The sequence below is a fragment of the Vibrio sp. 10N.261.52.C11 genome, assembly GCF_041471405.1.
Classification (GTDB): domain Bacteria; phylum Pseudomonadota; class Gammaproteobacteria; order Enterobacterales; family Vibrionaceae; genus Vibrio; species Vibrio crassostreae_C.
Map to the genome: position 1 here is coordinate 115,924 of NZ_JBFROI010000004.1, position 17,060 is coordinate 132,983.

Here is a 17,060-nt window from a genome sequence, read left to right on the forward strand (position 1 = left end):
GAGCTTAGAGCTTAGAGCTAAAGCCTAATACCCAAGAGCTGTTAAGCTTTGTTTTGCTCAGCTTTACATACAGCCGCAGTGAACACTACGTCAGTTGAGCTGTTAAGCGCTGTTTCAGCAGAATCTTGAATCACACCAATGATGAAACCAACCGCTACAACCTGCATCGCTACATCGTTTGAGATACCGAATAGGCCACAAGCTAGAGGAATCAGTAGCAGTGAACCACCGGCAACGCCTGATGCGCCACATGCTGAAATTGCAGCAACAAGGCTTAGTAGAATCGCAGTGAAGATATCAATCTCAATACCCATTGTGTGTACAGCTGCAAGCGTTAACACAGTAATGGTGATTGCAGCACCTGCCATGTTGATGGTTGCGCCTAGAGGGATTGATACAGAGTAAGTGTCTTCATCTAGCTCTAGCTTCTTACAAAGGTTCATGTTCACTGGGATGTTTGCAGCGCTTGAACGAGTGAAGAATGCCGTTACACCAGACTCACGAATACATTGCAGTACAAGTGGGTATGGGTTCTGTTTTGTCTTTACAAAGACAAGCAGTGGGTTAACGACAAGAGCAATGATAAGCATTGAGCTTAGTAGAACCGCTAGCAGTTGACCGTAGCTTGCTAGTGCATCGAAGCCCGTTGTTGCGAATGTAGCCGAAACAAGACCGAAGATACCGAATGGCGCAAGACGAATAATGAAGCGAACAATGTGTGAAACACTGTGGCTAAGGTCTTCGAAAACCGCTTTGGTTGTTGCAGATGCGTGGTGCAGTGCAAGACCAAGACCGATTGCCCAAGCAAGAATACCGATGTAGTTCGCGTTCATTAGTGCGCTAACTGGGTTATCTACAAGCTTGAATAGAAGCGTATGAAGAACTTCTGCAATACCTTGAGGAGGGTTAGCACCTTCAGCGCCAGCAACCAGTGTCAAAGTGGTTGGGAACATGAAGCTCAGTACTACAGCAGTCAGTGCTGCAGAGAACGTACCAATCAGGTAAAGCACAATGATTGGACGCATATGAGTATGCTGACCTTTCTTTTGGTTTGCGATAGAAGCTGCAACAAGAATGAATACTAAAATTGGGGCAACAGCTTTCAGAGCACCAACAAACAGACTACCTAATAGGCCTGCATCTTGAGCTGCTGAAGGAGAAACCATGGCGAGAACGACACCGAAAACAATACCAGCAAGGATCTGTAGAACGAGATTTCCACGAGCGATGCGGGCGAGCATGTTGTGATTTTGCATAAAATACCTGCAATTGTTAATTTATTATAGTGATGTATTTTTTATAAAGTTGTACCAAATCCAACTATACACTAGTGGAATGGGCGGTCATATTAGCGGGATCTAAGAGGGTGTCTAGGAATAGTTTACTTTTAGGGTGATTGTTTGCGCTACGTGGTGTTTTTAGAGCTAAATGTTAAATTTTTGTACTCTTGTTGAGATATAAATCTGCATGATAATACTCATTCGGGTCAATGTTCTGGTTCTGGTTCTGGTGCCGTCAGAGTCGATTAGCAAGATCATTGTGTGCAGAAATGATCCCATTGGGTTCCTGTTGATATAAAGAAGACCTGTTAATACAAAGAAGCCTCGCTGATACAAAAAAGCCCCAGCCCAATGCATTAAAGAGCTCAGGAATTAATGAGCTAATACGCGATAGGGACATGGGGCTTATTTACGTGTTGTAAACCTAATTCAATAATCGGCTATTTAGGCGATTTTTTGATATTACGGCTCTCTGATTGCACGGTTTTGTACATTTTAGAAAGCTGTTTACTGTTCGCTCTCTGTTCTGCCAATGAGGCTCCATTTCTTGCTTGCTCTCTGAGTAGCTTCTCATAGTTAGAGAATCGTCTTTCAGAAAGCTCACCGCTTTCAATAGCTTTGCGTATTGTGCATCCTGGTTCTGACTCATGACTGCAATCAGAAAAGCGACAATGTATCGCTAACTCTTCCACATCAGAAAAAGTTTCACTTACTCCTTCAGCACAATCGGCGAGTTGTAACTCTCGCATACCAGGAGTATCGAGCAATAAACCGCCCGACGTTAGCAAGTGGAGCGATCGTGACGTGGTTGTATGACGGCCTTTGCTGTCGTCTTCACGAATACCGCCCGTTTCTTGTTGAGTCTCCCCAAGCAGCGAGTTGACCAGCGTCGATTTCCCGACACCAGACGAACCCATCAAAGCCACCGTTTTGCCCGTTTTACACCAAGGTGACAATACTTGAGTAGAGTCTTGATCTAGGCTATTAACGGCTTCGATTATTAGCATTGGGTCTAAGCTTTGCACTTGCTGTACTTTGTCTTGGTAGTCGTCACACAAGTCTTTCTTGGTCAGTACGATAACCGCTTTAACCTGTGCTTCATTGGCGAGTGCTAGGTAGCGTTCGATACGGCTTAGATTAAAGTCATTGTTTAACGAAACCACGATAAACACGGTGTCGATATTGGCTGAAATGTACTGCTCCGCCACACGACGGCCTGCTGCTTTACGGCTGAAGAGAGACTGACGCTCAAGTAAGCGGTCGAATTGCAGTTCAGAGTTCAATATTACCCAGTCGCCAACGGTCATTGCCGGTTGGTTTTGGTGGATGGGTAGAACAATTTCACCTTGCTCTGACGCTAATGTATAGCCATTGCGGTGATGTGCGACGATACGAGCAATGACGGAGTGATCATAGTCTTCGAGTGTCAGTTGTTGTTGGAATACAGGTTGCCATCCAAGTTGTTGAAGTGACATTGGATGAGAAAATGCGTTTTGTGAATTCATGTCTATTTACCCAGACGTGCGAGCTTTCTTTTCTTGTGAGAGCATTAAAGTCTTATGAGAGCATTAACGTCTTGTAAGACCTCAGATTGTTGATGAGATCGAAAAGTGTTAGTCAGATTAAAAAGCGTCGAGACGTCAAAAATGTTTTGAGCTTGGGTCGAATTCAAATAGATAGGACCCCGGATTTAGTCATGCGCTATTGGGCATGCAGGTATTGATCACTTACGATCAATAGTAAACCGGGTAAAAGTGTGCTGTCGTCACGGGTGACGATAAGTTGGTCGATCGGTATTTAAGTTTGATTAACCAAACAAATTAACGCGCTACTTTTACTGCCAGTTTTAGTGTTTTCATTACAATCATCTTCTATTCTCCTTGGGTTATTTATGTGTTCAGGCTTTGAATAAAAAGCGGGCTCAGTTTAGCAAAAAGCCACGATGGCGAGAAGTCATCGTGGCTTAAATTATTTTATCAATTGTGAATACGATTAATGATGATCGTGATTCATCTTTTTCATGCCGCTCATTACTTTCTTAACCGGCGCATCGAAGGTCTGTGTTTCACCATTGGCGAAAGTCAGTGTCATCTCGATTTGCTCACCTTCTTTTAGGCTGCTTGTTAGGTCGAACAACATGATGTGTAGGCTGCCAGGTTTAAGTACCGCTTCACCATTCGCTGGGATTGTGATCTCTTGAACTTGGCGCATCTTCATAACATCGCCATCCATGATTACATCATGAAGTTCTACTTTACCTGCTGCAGGTGTTGTTGCAGAAACAATAGCGCGATCTTTATCGCTGTGGTTCATCAGAGTCGTGAATACCGCGCTGTTCACTGCTGAAGGCGGTGTTGCACGAGCGTACGCGTCATGAACCATAATATCGCTACTAGCCTGAGCAAAAGGGGTTAGCAATAAGCCTGCTAGAGCAAGTGCTTTTAACTTCATGTTGTTGTCCTTAATTTTTATGTTTTTGGTCTGGGACCTGACTTTTTGTTAGAACTTTATTAGTTAAGTTCTTTGTTTTTACGTTTTACTGCGTCAGCTTGTTGATAGCCTCAACAATTGGTGCTGGCGTTAACGTATGCGGCACTTTGGTAATCAAGGTACCGTCGGGCTTTAAAAAATAAAAATATGAGCTGTGGTCAAGGGTGTATTCCAACTCTGAACCTTCCAGCTTGGTCTTTCTGAAAATAACACCGTAGTTGTGTGCAAGCGTGGTTGTCACATCCAAAGGACCACTTAATCCTTCCATCATTGGGTGGAAGTATTGTGCGTATTCGTATGAGGCCTCTGCTGCATCACGCTCAGGGTCGAGAGAGACAAACATCGGGCGAATCTTGGCTTTTGCTTCATCAGAGACTTGGTTAAGTGCTCCGGCTAACATCGCTAGAGAAGTCGGGCACACATCTGGGCAGCGTGTGAAACCGAAGTAAACGATACGAATTCTGTCATCGGTTTGGTCAAAGATTTCCGTTGGCTGGTTGTCTTTACCGAAAAGGGTTGTTGCAGATAACTCTTGTTTTGTAGCGATAGCTTGTTTTGCAGCGTGTTGCTCTTGAGCTTCGTTTTGCCCATCAAGATAGCTTTTGACACCAAAGCCAAGTACAAACGCTACCACTAATGCTAACGACCAATTCTTACTCATCTTGCCATCCTTATTGCAGGGTTTACGGTTTCAACACCATCGGTGAGTTCGCCAAGCCAGGTCATTTTATCCATGGTACACACAGGTAAAATCACGTCACCTTCATAGGTATTGTCGCCTATATTCTTTAATTGAAAACGTGCTGATCCCATTTCCATTTCTAAGCCCGTGAGTGACAGCATTAATGTGTCAGAGGCTGCGCCTTCCCAAACTACTTTGATTTTACTCGGAACGAGTGGTTGAGCCGTCTCACTATCGAGTGTCATAGCCACCGCATTTTGCTCACACGATGTGGTTGAAAGCATGCAGTAGTCATCCAAGTTGACGTCGGCAGTTGAGTGCTCCATCGCTGATTTAAACTGCTGAATTGCTTGCGGTCCATAAAAGCCTGCCACGAGAGCGATCCCAAGAGCAGCAACCTTTAATGCAGAGTGCATGTCGTGTTCTCATCTAATTTTATAAGAGCGGCGATGTTATCATACCCCTCAATACGTGCTTGTATCAAAAAGCAATTTTGTGCGTATGGTAGAACTAAAAAAGCGAAGCCATTGGCTTCGCTTTTGTCTGTTTAATCGAGAAGTGAGCTTAGTATTTCTAAGCATTATCCGTTCTAGACGCTTTCCAGAAGTTGGCTGAATGATTAGTCAGCGTTACGTTCTGCGAACTTCTCTAGTCCTAAAACTAAGGCTATCGCAGCAAACATCATCACAATCGCTATGACCAACTGAGAAGGCTGAGAGGTTACCGCTTCAAAATCAAACGGTGATAGGTTTTCTTGAATCAGAGGAACTTGTTCACCTTTTGAGTTTGTGCGCCAGCTGATGGTCTCTTTCCAAGGCCAGATCTTAGGCAGCGTACCGATCATCAAACCGGTTAAGAATACCAATGTGAAGTCGCGGAATGAACGCAATAGCCAAGACAGTACATGTGAGAAAGTCAGCAGTCCGATCACACAGCCCGCAAGGAATAGCGCAAGTACATCGACTTGAAATGATTTAACGGCGCCAAGCACGGGGCCATACATGCCAATCAGGAGCAGAATAAAGCTGCCTGAAATACCGGGTAAAATCATCGCGCAGATAGCAATCGCACCCGCAATCAATACGTTGATGCTGGTTGGCTCCATTTGCAGCGGCTTAAGCACGGTAATGCTATAAGCGAAAGCAACGCCAAGCAGCAAAAACACGAAGCGAATCATATCGCGTTTCTCTACTTGCTTAAGAATATGGAAAACCGACACCAAGATCAGGCCGAAGAAGAAAGACCACAGTGGAACAGGGTGGGTGACTAATAACCAAGAAATCAATTTTGCGAATGTCGCAATGCTCGTGAATACGCCCGCGAACAGTGAAATTAGGAAGAAACCATTGATGTGATTAAACGCGGCTTTGAAGCCTTCGCGTTTCCATAAGCCAAGTACGCTAGGGTTAATTCTGCGAATGCTTTCTAGCAGCGTATCGTAGATACCAGTGATGAATGCGATGGTTCCGCCCGACACGCCAGGTACAACGTCTGCTGCGCCCATTGCCATGCCTTTGAAAAAAGTACTTAAGTAGTTCATTGCTTCATAGAGTTGAGGATGATTTTGTGCAGTATACAAACTTTAGTGTAAAAAAAGTATGAATATGCTTTTGGGGAAGGGCTTTTATTACTCTATTAATTGTAAGGCAATAAGTTGAAGTGAATATTTGCCTAACATTTAGATAACAACCACTTAGTGATTTGTCATTAAGAGCAGCGATGAAACTGATCCCTTATCGATATTGCATCTTGGTTGCAATATGCAAATGCACTTTGCAATTCGCATGACAAATTCATGGTTTTTATGCGATGCAGGGCTTATAAAACGTCGAATAAAAGTTGGCACGCTAACTGCATTATATACATTGACCCTTCTTAAGCCGAGGGTCACCTAGCCAACTGACGTTGTTAGTGAACTTATGATTTGTTCACAAATATATAGAGCCAATCGCGATTATTGCGGTTGGCTATTTTTTTGCCTGTCGTTTGGTGATCGTCTTTTTACTTTTCCCATTCCTACATTTTTAGGTTCTAAACTTCAGATGAAAAAAAAGCCAGCCACCATCGGTGACTAGCTTATGTTTTCTCGAATCAATCTCGAATCAATCTCGAATCCGTTTTAGTACCCCATCAACTGCAGCAAGTTTTCCGCTGTGCTGATTGCTTCTTTACGGTTAGCAATATTGAGTTTTTGGTAAAGGTTACGGATGTGAGTCTTGATCGTGGTACCCGCTACATCGAGTTCTTGAGCGATCTGCTCATTACTGAATCCTGAATAGATCAGACCAAGCACTTGCCATTCACGCTGAGTGAGTGGGCTAGTGCGCACCAGCTCAGGGATATTCGGGTGATTAACCAAGTTCTCAACAAAGTCTTCATCGAAATGCACCGAACGACTGCGTTGGGTCGTGGAGATATCCTTCATGATTTGTTGCGCGCGGTGACGTTCTAAATCACCTAAGCCAGGCTTGTTGCTCAACTTATCCAAGATATGCCCGATAGTCCCACCGTCGACTAAGAAGTTACCGACCATACCGGTTTGGTTAGTCATATGAAGCGCTTCTTCAAGCAGTACTCGTGCGCTGTCTTCATCGTTAATTTGTGTACGTAACACGGCTTCAACGATCAAGTTGCGGTTGGTGTCTGTAATCAGGTGCGAACGCTGGGCTTCACTCTTAAGGAAAGTTAGCGCTTCTTCTGCGTCTTCATACTGCTCAAGGATGATGTGAGCACGAACGATGTTTCGCCACTGAAGTTGGCAGAAGTGGTTACTTGCCGATTCAGGTCGAACCGCCACACTCAGCCAATCACGTATCGCCTCTTTATCGCCTTTTACTTGCCAGAAAAGAATCAAAGACAAAGAAGCATTTGCCGTCCAATCTACGTGGTAAGTCGATTGACGCAATAGGTGCTGAATCTGGTCGATAAATTTCGACGCCTTATCTATCTCGCCGCGGCTCAATGAAATACGAGCCAGCATAGAATAGCTGTGTAGGTGTTTACTCGGAGAATGGTGGCCAAGAATATCTAAGCCTTTGTAGCAACATTCTTCCGCTTCATCTAGTCGGTTCCAACACCAGAAGATCTGAGCGCGAACACGCAGCAAGAACTCATGCAACGGCACATATTGAAGCTGATGTTCTTCAATCAATTTGAATGCACTGTCTTGTAGTTCAAATGCAGCTTGAACATAACCTTGAGCAATCAAGATTTCGCTTTGTTGCAGAATCGCCCACAGAGCCTGATGGTAAACCTGATATTGGCGAGCCAGCTTCTCGGTTTGTTGCATCATTGGTAGAGCACGGCTCAGATTACCCATTACGTGATTCACTTCGCCCACAACCGAGGTTGCAACAATGCGGCTACGATAAACTGTGGTGTTCAGTTGGCTCAATGAAAGCTCAGCCAATTCCAATGCTTTCTCAGGCTCATTGCTGTTGATGGCAACTTGGGCGCGCAAGGCGTTGTATTGGCCTTGCTGCTGAGTATCGAGCTCAATGTTTCGAGCTTGATATTGAGTCTCAGCCTCTTCCAACAAAGTACCCACTTGGTCATAACGGTGCTGACTTTGTGCAAGCCAAGCACGCAACATCGAAAGCTTTGGCTCACTGTATAGTTGATCTGTGGTTAGCTGTTTGATCGCCATTTCTAAGGACGAAAGCTCACCTTGGTTGAACATCGGCCAACCGTGTTCAGTCAGGATTTGAATGATCAGTTCTGGATCTTCAGCGCGCTGTGCGTGACGTAGTGCTTGGTGTGGTGTGTTTTGCTTGATCCACGCTTTTGCAGCACTTCGATGCAGTTCAGCTTCTTGCTGAGGAATTCGAGCTTGGCGCTCATGTGCGAGGAATTCACCAAACAAGTTATGGAAGCGATACCAGTTCTTTTCACCTTCAAGCGGGTAGATGAACAAACCAAAACGGTTGAGTGATTCGATCATACCTAACGCATCTTCACGCTGTGTAAGTGCACACACAAGCTCATCGTTGAAGTGATCAAGCACAGAACATTGCATCAAGAACTGTCGGGTTTCTTTGTCTAGCAGGTCGAATACTTCTTCAACCAAGTAGTCCCAAAGATGGGCGTGGTTAAAGTGAGAGAATGACTCTGCGGACTGTGCAAGAGTGCGTTTTTGGTGTTGTGCTTGTAGCGCGATAAGTTGTAGTGCAGAAGGCCAACCTTCTACATAACTACAAATGCTATCTGCCGTGGTGTCATCAATGCCGTCGGCTACGCGTTGGTTGAAAAAGCGTGTGGTTTCTTCGGTATCAAACGCCAACGAGTCATTACCTAATTCGATCATTAAGTCACGAACGCGCAGGTTTGCTGTACCAAGTGGTGGCGTACCACGACTGGTGACAACCAACGTTAGGTTATCGGGCATGTGTTTGAGGAAGAAGCGCATGGCTTCGTGGATGTCGTCATTGTTGACCAAGTGATAGTCATCCAACACCAGAAAGCACTCGTGATGGAATTCCGACATCTCGGCAAATACTTCACTTAATAAAGAATGCAGCGATGAAAACTGTCGCTTTTCTGCCAGTTTTTGGGCATTCGGACAGGCATTTTGAGTCGCTTTATTAAGTGATTGAAGTAGGTAGTTGATAAAGCGGAAGGCATCATTGTCGCTATCATCAATGCTGTACCAACCCACATTAGGTTTATCTACCAACCATTGTGCAGCCATGGTGGTTTTGCCGTAGCCCGCTGGAGAGCGGAACAACACAAGCTTATAGCAATCTGCATTGTGAAGCAGATCGAGAACCCTAGGTCGTAGGATTGCATTATGTAAGCGGCCGGGACGAGTCAGTTTCGAAGGGATCCACATATCGAAGTTTTACACCTATTCCGTGGCTATGTTCTGGAATATCCCAATCTATCGTTGAGTGCACTCCAATGACATGAGCCTAATTACTTAAGTCTTTACTCATATTACGTGAAGCCAAACGTTACCGACTACGATCCTCCTCAGAAACCTTGCACTCCTGCATGTTTTTGGGTGTCTACGCCCTTTATTTGAGACTTTGCTCACGTTGCGGGTTGGTTTGTGAATGTGACTTCGTTCATCCCTACACGGGAATCAATGCAAAAGATGAGAGTTGGAAATTATTTTCGTGATCTGAAACTCAGATTTGGCAATGACTTTAAATGGGTTAAATAAAAGTCACATCAATTGAAGTTAAGTTATCGAACGGGAGCTTGTGATCTTAGTCACTCCAAGTTTTTGTTCGCAGTCAGAACATGAGAGTCAGATCACTAACCCTAAGTCGGTACGCCCCCTACGCCCTCCCATCTACTCCTAGTCAGTTGCATTAGCGGGAGGATGTTTAGTTTATGGTGACCATGCACGATATGTCACAGATGAATTAGAACTATTAAAAGCGAGATTTCTGAAATGAAACCAACTCAGCAAAAAACTTTCGATAAAGTGTCATTCCAAGAGAGTGTTAAGAAACATTTATCTGCAACCTACGCAACAACCGTTGAAACAGCAGACAGCCGTTCATGGTATCTAGCAATGGGTCGTGCTCTTGCAGAGCTAACGACTTTTGACCTGCTAGAAACTGAAAATGATGAAAAAATTAAGAACGCTAAGAGCGTTAACTACCTATCACTAGAGTTTTTGATTGGTCGTCTAACAGGTAACAACCTGATCAGCATGGGTCTTTACGAACAGATCACTCATGCAATGGAAGAGCTAGGTCAAAACCTAACTGACCTTCTAGAAGAAGAACGCGACCCATCACTAGGTAATGGTGGTCTTGGTCGTCTAGCTGCTTGTTTCATGGATTCTTGTGCCGCTCAAGAATACCCAACAGTAGGCTACGGTCTTCACTACGAGTACGGTCTATTCAAACAATCTTTCCAAGACGGTCGTCAACAAGAAGCACCTGACGCATGGCGTGGTGTTGAAGGTTACCCATGGGAAGTGGCTCGTCCAGAACTAGCACAACACATTGGTTTTTACGGTCATGTAGACGTTGAATTCGTTGACGGTAAAGAAGTTCGTACTTGGGTTCCAGGTATGGAAGTAAAAGCAATGCCTTGGGATCTACCTATCGTAGGTTACGAGTCAAACACGGTTTACCCGCTGCGTCTTTGGGAATGTCAGGCAATCGCACCATTCTCGCTAGCAAGCTTTAACAACGGTGATTACTTCGAAGCACAACACTCGCTAATCGATGCAGGTAACATCACTAAAGTTCTTTACCCGAACGACAACCACGAGAAAGGTAAGACTCTGCGTCTAATGCAGCAGTACTTCCACTCAGCAGCGTCTGTTCGCGATATTCTACGTCGTCACGAAGCAGCAGGTTTCTCTCTAGAAGATCTGCCTAAGCAAGAAACGATTCAACTGAACGATACGCACCCAACGATCGCTATCCCTGAATTGATGCGCATCCTGATCGATGAAAAAGGTTTAACTTGGGACCAAGCATGGGAAATCAGTGCTCATACGTTCGCATACACGAACCACACACTACTTCCTGAAGCACTAGAGACTTGGTCTGAATCACTGATCAACCGTCTTCTTCCACGTCACATGGAAATCATTTTTGAAATCAACCACCGCTTCATGCAAGAAGTTCGCAAGATGTGGCCTGGTGACGGTGAGAAGCAAGCGAAGCTTTCTATCATCCAAGAAGGTTTCCACCGCATGGTTCGCATGGCAAACCTATGTGTGATTGGTTCTTACAAAGTAAACGGTGTAGCTGCGCTTCACTCACAACTGGTTAAGAAAGACTTGTTCCCTGAGTTCAACGAAATCTTCCCAGGTAAACTGACTAACGTAACGAACGGCATCACGCCACGTCGTTGGTTGAAGTTCTGTAACCCAGGTCTATCTACGCTAATCACGGGTAAGATCGGCACTGAATGGCCAGCAAAACTTGAGCAGCTAGAAGGCATCGCTAAGTTTGCAACAGACGCGAAATTCCAAAAAGAATTCATGGCTGTTAAGAAAGAAAACAAACAGCGCCTAGCTGATTGGGTTCAAGAGAACATGGGTATCGAGCTAGATACTAACGCTATCTTTGACGTTCAAATCAAACGTCTTCACGAATACAAGCGTCAGCACCTAGATTTGCTACACATTCTATCTCTGTACCACCGTATTCTTAACGAACCTGGTTTCGAGTGTGAGCCACGCGTATGTTTCTTCGCAGCGAAAGCAGCACCGGGTTACCACCTAGCGAAAGAGATCATCTTCGCGGTTAACAAGATTGCAGAGAAGATCAACAACGACCCTCGCATCGGTAACAAACTGAAAGTGGTATTCATTCCTGACTACCGTGTAAGCATGGCTGAAATCATCATCCCTGCAGCAGACGTTTCTCAGCAAATCTCACTAGCGGGTAAAGAAGCATCTGGTACGGGCAACATGAAGATGGCTCTAAACGGCGCGCTAACTATCGGTACGATGGATGGTGCAAACGTTGAGATTCGTGAAGAAGTGGGTGATGAAAACATCTACATCTTCGGCCTAGACGTTGATGGTGTTCAAGCTCTGAAAGCTCAAGGCTACAACCCATACGACTACTACAATGCAGACCCACTACTGAAAGCATCTCTAGACCTACTGACTGGCGATGAGTTCACTCCAGGTCAACCAGGCCTTCTACGTGCAACGTTTGATAGCCTGCTAGACGGTGGTGACCCTTACCTATGTCTTGCTGACTTCGCATCTTACGTGAAAGCGCACGAAGACATGGGCACGCAATACAAAGACCAAGCAGGTTGGGCTAAGAAAGCAATTCTTAACACAGCATTGGTTGGTAAGTTCACATCAGACCGCTCTATCCGCGACTACGTGAACAACATCTGGAAACTTGAAGCGGTTAACCGTTAATACTTCCAAAGTAGCCAAGGCAGTTTCTGCCTTGGCTCAATTAGCTTGTGAGCAAACGAAAGGCTTAAAGGTTTCGTTTATAAACAAGCTGCTTACAAACCGATTGTCACAAGCTAATTGATTAGTAAAAATTAAATTAACAACCCTACAAAATAGAAAGCGTCAGAACGTTTTCGGAGAGAGCGATGAAAGAACAGACCGTATTAAAACAAGTCGCAGAAATGGCAAACATTGCCGACAGTTACGTTAGTGCGTGGGGCGATGAAGCACAAGTATCAGACGAGACGATCACGTCTCTATTGGCTTCGTTGGGCTACGATACAAGCAGCGATGATGCACTGCTTAAGTCAGCAGAAAGAAAACACAAAAAAGATGTACTAGACCCAGTTCTTGTCTTGCGTGACGGTGAGCCAGTAGAAGTGGCGCTTAATCTAGGTGTAAGTGCTCGTGAAAGTGAGTTCAGCTGGCGCTTAGAAACCGAGCAAGGAGAGGTACTTGAAGGTTATCTTCAATCTCAAGTCATTCGTGACGAGCGTGCCGAGGGTGGCCCTTTAGTGTTTGCATTGCCAAGTGATTTGGCATGGGGTTATCACAAGCTCATTGTGAGCCGTAAGCGCCGTAAGAAGCCTTACGAGATGACACTGATTATTACGCCAAAAGCGTGTTTCAAGCAGTCACCAATCGAGCAAGGCAAAAAGCTTTGGGGACCCAGTGTTCAACTTTATACCCTAAGAACTCAGCATAACTGGGGTATTGGTGATTTCGGAGACCTAAAACAGCTTGTTGCGGATATCGCTTCTCGTGGTGGTGACTTCGTTGGTCTAAACCCAATTCACTCATTGTTCCCTGCGAACCCTGAAGGTGCGAGCCCATATAGCCCATCTTCTCGTCGCTGGTTGAACATCTTATACATTGATGTGAGTTCAGTTCCTGAATTTGCACTAAGTGCAGAAGCACAACAAACAGTCGGCAGCGCAGAGTTCCAACAGCGTCTACAAAAAGCGCGTGAAGCACACTGGGTAAACTACACCGAAGTGTCTGAGCTTAAGATGAGCATCTTGCCTCTGCTATTCGCAGAATTTAAGACTCGTCATCTAGACAAAAACAGCGACCGTGCACAAGCGTTCTTAGCCTTCGTAGAAGAGGGCGGCGATAGCCTGATGCATCAAGCGGCGTTTGATGCTCTACATGGTGAACTGCACGCTGAAGATTCTGGCATGTGGGGATGGCCGGTATTCCCTGAGAAGTACCGTACATTCGACAGCCCAGCGACACAGAAATACATCAAAGAGAACTTAGAAAACGTTCATCTGTACATGTACCTGCAATGGCTAGCAGATTGCCAGATCAACGATGCACAGTCTCTTGCAGAAGAGAAGGGCATGGCTGTTGGCCTGTACCGTGACTTAGCGGTAGGTGTTGCAGATTCAGGCAGCGAGACTTGGGCTGACGAAGGCAACCTAGTGATGGATGCGAGCATTGGTGCTCCACCTGATATTCTTGGTCCTTTGGGTCAGAACTGGGGTCTACCTCCGTTAAACCCAGAAGTGCTTCAAGAAACAAGCTACGACGCTTACATCAAGCTACTTCGTGCCAACATGAAGCACTGTGGTGCACTGCGTATCGACCACGTTTTAGGTCTACTGCGCTTGTGGTGGATTCCAAAGGGTGAGAACGCAACTAAGGGCGCGTACATCTACTACCCAGTACAAGATATGCTGTCTATTCTGGCGCTTGAATCTCACCGTTACCAATGTAGCGTTATCGGTGAAGATTTAGGAACGGTACCGGATGAGATTGTCGACATCCTTGCAGATGCTGGCGTGCACTCTTACAAAGTGTTCTTCTTCGAAACATCAGAAGATGACGGTGGTTTCATCTCACCAAAACACTACGCATCACAATCGATGGCGGCACTGTGTACTCACGATATGCCAACGCTTCGTGGCTTCTGGCACTGTGATGACCTGAAAATGGGCCAAGAGATTGGCTTATACCCAGATGCAGAACAATTAGAAACCTTGTTCGATGACCGCCTAGAGTGCAAGCAAGGTATCTTAGATTCAGTAGCATGGCATGGTTTCCTACCAGAAGGTGTGGGCCGCGATGCGAGCCAAGTACCGATGGACTCTTACCTTGCTGAGGCACTTCAACTGCACGTAGCGGCTGGTGGTTCAACACTACTGAGCGTTCAGCTAGAAGATTGGCTAGAGATGGACAAGCCAGTAAACATTCCTGGCACGGTTGATGAATACCCTAACTGGCGTCGTAAACTATCAATGAACTTGGACGAAATATTTGCTCACGAAGGCGTTAATCGTATCGCTTCTAAGCTGACTGACGTTCGAGAAAAAGCCGGTAAGTAATGACGTGAGTGACTTGAAATTAGGTGGTTTTTTGCTTACGCCGTACGAAACTACAACCTCGGTCACTCAATAATGAATGCTCATCTGGTAGAATAAACCGTCGTTATATTGCCCGCACTAATAGCGGGCATTTTTGTATTATGTTTTTTGGATGTTTGGTTAGGGAGAAACGTTTTGGAACTAAGTTCGATTTCAAAGCAAAAACAAATATATACCCAACTATCACAGGCTTGTTTCACAGACCCATTCGCGTTTTTAGGGCCATACCTACCTTCTGAGCAAGGTGCATTACGTGTGTGGATTCCTGGGGCAGATAAAGTCGAGTTGATTGTTGGAAAGGAACCTCGTATTGAGTTAGCGCGAGAGGGTGAAAGTGGTTTCATTCTTAAGCAAGAGAGAGACTTACGTTTTACTCACTATAAGCTTGCGGTTGATTGGGCTGGCGTAGAACAGATCATCGATGATCCTTACCAGTACCACGATCTGTACGCGAGTTATGAAGATCTTCATACACCGAAAGATATGTATCATCACATGGGGGCTCAGTTTATTACGCTAGAGCGTGATGGACAGACGATTTCAGGTACGCGTTTCTTGGTGTACGCACCGCATGCAACTGCGGTAAGCTTGGTGGGTAACTTCAACGCTTGGGATGGTCGCCGCCACCCAATGCAACGCCTAGATTACGGTATGTGGGGCTTATTCATTCCTGAACTGGAAGAAGGCGCTCAATACAAGTTTGAATTAAAAGGACCAAATGGCGAAGGCTTACCACACAAAGCTGACCCATGGGGTTTCTACTCTGAGCAATACCCATCGTTCTCATCTGTAACTTACGATCACGCTCGTTACCAGTGGCAAGATACTCAATGGCAAAATCGCCCGGTAACGCAAAAGCGCAAAGAAGCGCTTTCGTTCTATGAATTGCATGCAGGTTCTTGGAAGCGTAACGCTGAAGGTGAATTCTTAAATTATCGCGAGCTTGCGGCAGAGCTGATCCCATACCTAACGGATCTTGGCTACACGCACGTTGAACTAATGCCAGTTTCAGAACATCCATTCTACGGTTCTTGGGGCTATCAGCCTGTAGGTCTATTTGCACCGACTAGCCGTTTTGGCTCTCCAGATGATTTCAAATACTTCGTCGATCAATGTCACCAAGCGGGTCTTGGCGTTGTTCTGGACTGGGTTCCAGCGCACTTCCCTAGTGATGATCACGGCTTAGCCAACTTTGATGGAACACCTTTGTTCCATGATCCAGATCCACGTCGCGGTTGGCATCAAGATTGGAATTCGTACATTTATGATTTAGGCAAAGAGCATGTGCGTCGTTTCTTGGTTGCAAACGCACTGTACTGGTTCGAACAATTCCATATCGACGGGATTCGTGTTGATGCGGTTGCTTCGATGTTGTACCTCGACTATTCGCGTAGCCATGACCAATGGATCCCGAATGCGGATGGCGGCAACGAAAACTACGACGCTATCGCAACCCTTAAGTGGATGAACGAAGAAGTGTATAAACACTTTCCGAATGCGATGACGATTGCTGAAGAATCAACGGCTTTCCCTGGTGTTTCAGCACCGACTTTTATGGGCGGCTTAGGCTTTGGCTTTAAGTGGAATATGGGTTGGATGCACGACAGCTTGTCTTACATTCAAGAAGACCCAATCAACCGTAAATATCACCACGATACGATTACCTTCCCACTGGTTTACGCACACAGTGAGAATTATGTATTGTCTCTGTCTCACGATGAGGTGGTTTACGGTAAAGGTTCTATCCACAACAAGATGCCTGGTGATGAATGGCAGCAAACGGCAAACCTACGTGCTTATATGGGTTACATGTATGCGCAACCAGGTAAGAAGCTGAACTTCATGGGTGCAGAATTTGGTCAGACGGCTGAATGGAACCATGACGACCAGCTGCAATGGTTTTTGCTGGATTACGAGCGTCATCAAGGTGTTCAGCGTTTAACGAAAGACCTGAACAATCTGTACCGCTCTGAAGCTGCAATGCACGATCTTGATTTTGATCCGAAAGGCTTTGAATGGCGTCTACAGGACTCTGCTGAAGCGAGCATCTTAGCTCATGAGCGTATCAGTGAATCAGGCGAGCGTGTATTGGTGGTTTCTAACTTTACCCCCGTTCCTCATGAGCACTTCCGCTTAGGTGTTCCAGCACAAGGTCAGTACTCTTTGTTATTGAATACAGACTCTGCGGATTATGCAGGCAGTGGCTTTGAAGTGAAGCCGGTTGCTGAGGTTGAATCAGTAGAAAGCGAAGGCTTAGACACATCGATTGAGCTGCGTTTACCACCGTTATCGACCATTTTTTACAAGCTAAATTAGGTCTATTAGTTGAAGTAAGCGATAACTAAAAAGAAAAT

General features: G+C 45.4%; 10 protein-coding genes. 3 read left to right on the forward strand and 7 right to left on the reverse strand.

What is annotated here, in order from left to right:
- Nucleotides 1–41: 41 nt before the first annotated feature.
- From sstT to malT, 7 genes are all read right to left on the reverse strand, one after another.
- A complete protein-coding gene (gene sstT / locus AB4323_RS00560; RefSeq protein WP_017068938.1) occupies nt 42–1,256 on the reverse strand; it encodes a serine/threonine transporter SstT in 1,215 nt (404 codons plus the stop codon).
- A gap of 464 nt (nt 1,257–1,720) precedes the next feature.
- A complete protein-coding gene (gene rsgA, locus AB4323_RS00565) occupies nt 1,721–2,785 on the reverse strand; it encodes a ribosome small subunit-dependent GTPase A (protein ID WP_372151378.1) in 1,065 nt (354 codons plus the stop codon).
- A gap of 487 nt (nt 2,786–3,272) precedes the next feature.
- On the reverse strand, nt 3,273–3,731 hold the full coding sequence (locus AB4323_RS00570) for a copper chaperone PCu(A)C (RefSeq protein WP_108176750.1): 459 nt from the start codon (nt 3,729–3,731) through the stop codon (nt 3,273–3,275).
- Nucleotides 3,732–3,816: 85 nt separating this feature from the next.
- A complete protein-coding gene (locus tag AB4323_RS00575) occupies nt 3,817–4,431 on the reverse strand; it encodes an SCO family protein (protein ID WP_372151380.1) in 615 nt (204 codons plus the stop codon).
- Nucleotides 4,428–4,868, reverse strand: a complete 441-nt coding sequence (locus tag AB4323_RS00580) for a hypothetical protein (RefSeq protein WP_081229347.1) — start codon at nt 4,866–4,868, stop codon at nt 4,428–4,430. The genes AB4323_RS00575 and AB4323_RS00580 overlap by 4 nt, the downstream gene beginning before the upstream one ends.
- 203 nt (nt 4,869–5,071) lie before the next feature.
- Entirely contained in the window at nt 5,072–5,992 is a 921-nt protein-coding gene (locus tag AB4323_RS00585) for a DUF368 domain-containing protein (protein WP_372151382.1), read from the reverse strand.
- A gap of 579 nt (nt 5,993–6,571) precedes the next feature.
- Nucleotides 6,572–9,280, reverse strand: coding sequence for an HTH-type transcriptional regulator MalT (malT, locus tag AB4323_RS00590; protein WP_017067440.1), 2,709 nt, complete (start codon nt 9,278–9,280; stop codon nt 6,572–6,574).
- A gap of 567 nt (nt 9,281–9,847) precedes the next feature.
- Here malT and AB4323_RS00595 point away from each other — a divergent pair.
- From AB4323_RS00595 to glgB, 3 genes are all read left to right on the forward strand, one after another.
- Nucleotides 9,848–12,301 carry a glycogen/starch/alpha-glucan phosphorylase gene (locus AB4323_RS00595; protein WP_372151384.1) on the forward strand — a complete coding sequence of 818 codons (2,454 nt, stop codon included), beginning with the start codon at nt 9,848–9,850 and terminating at the stop codon, nt 12,299–12,301.
- Nucleotides 12,302–12,486: 185 nt separating this feature from the next.
- Entirely contained in the window at nt 12,487–14,667 is a 2,181-nt protein-coding gene (malQ, locus tag AB4323_RS00600; protein ID WP_017067441.1) for a 4-alpha-glucanotransferase, read from the forward strand.
- 174 nt (nt 14,668–14,841) lie between these two features.
- Complete coding sequence (glgB, locus tag AB4323_RS00605) at nt 14,842–17,022, forward strand: 1,4-alpha-glucan branching protein GlgB (RefSeq protein ID WP_372151386.1); 2,181 nt, start codon at nt 14,842–14,844, stop codon at nt 17,020–17,022.
- Nucleotides 17,023–17,060 lie beyond the last annotated feature (38 nt).

What these genes read in the sequence shown, in the direction of transcription:
- malQ (WP_017067441.1), top strand. Translation starts at nt 12,487, where the DNA reads ATGAAAGAACAGACCGTATTAAAACAAGTCGCAGAAATGGCAAACATT.
- sstT (WP_017068938.1), bottom strand. Translation starts at nt 1,256, where the DNA reads ATGCAAAATCACAACATGCTCGCCCGCATCGCTCGTGGAAATCTCGTT.
- AB4323_RS00580 (WP_081229347.1), bottom strand. Translation starts at nt 4,868, where the DNA reads ATGCACTCTGCATTAAAGGTTGCTGCTCTTGGGATCGCTCTCGTGGCA.
- AB4323_RS00595 (WP_372151384.1), top strand. Translation starts at nt 9,848, where the DNA reads ATGAAACCAACTCAGCAAAAAACTTTCGATAAAGTGTCATTCCAAGAG.
- AB4323_RS00570 (WP_108176750.1), bottom strand. Translation starts at nt 3,731, where the DNA reads ATGAAGTTAAAAGCACTTGCTCTAGCAGGCTTATTGCTAACCCCTTTT.
- malT (WP_017067440.1), bottom strand. Translation starts at nt 9,280, where the DNA reads ATGTGGATCCCTTCGAAACTGACTCGTCCCGGCCGCTTACATAATGCA.
- AB4323_RS00585 (WP_372151382.1), bottom strand. Translation starts at nt 5,992, where the DNA reads ATGAACTACTTAAGTACTTTTTTCAAAGGCATGGCAATGGGCGCAGCA.
- rsgA (WP_372151378.1), bottom strand. Translation starts at nt 2,785, where the DNA reads ATGAATTCACAAAACGCATTTTCTCATCCAATGTCACTTCAACAACTT.
- AB4323_RS00575 (WP_372151380.1), bottom strand. Translation starts at nt 4,431, where the DNA reads ATGAGTAAGAATTGGTCGTTAGCATTAGTGGTAGCGTTTGTACTTGGC.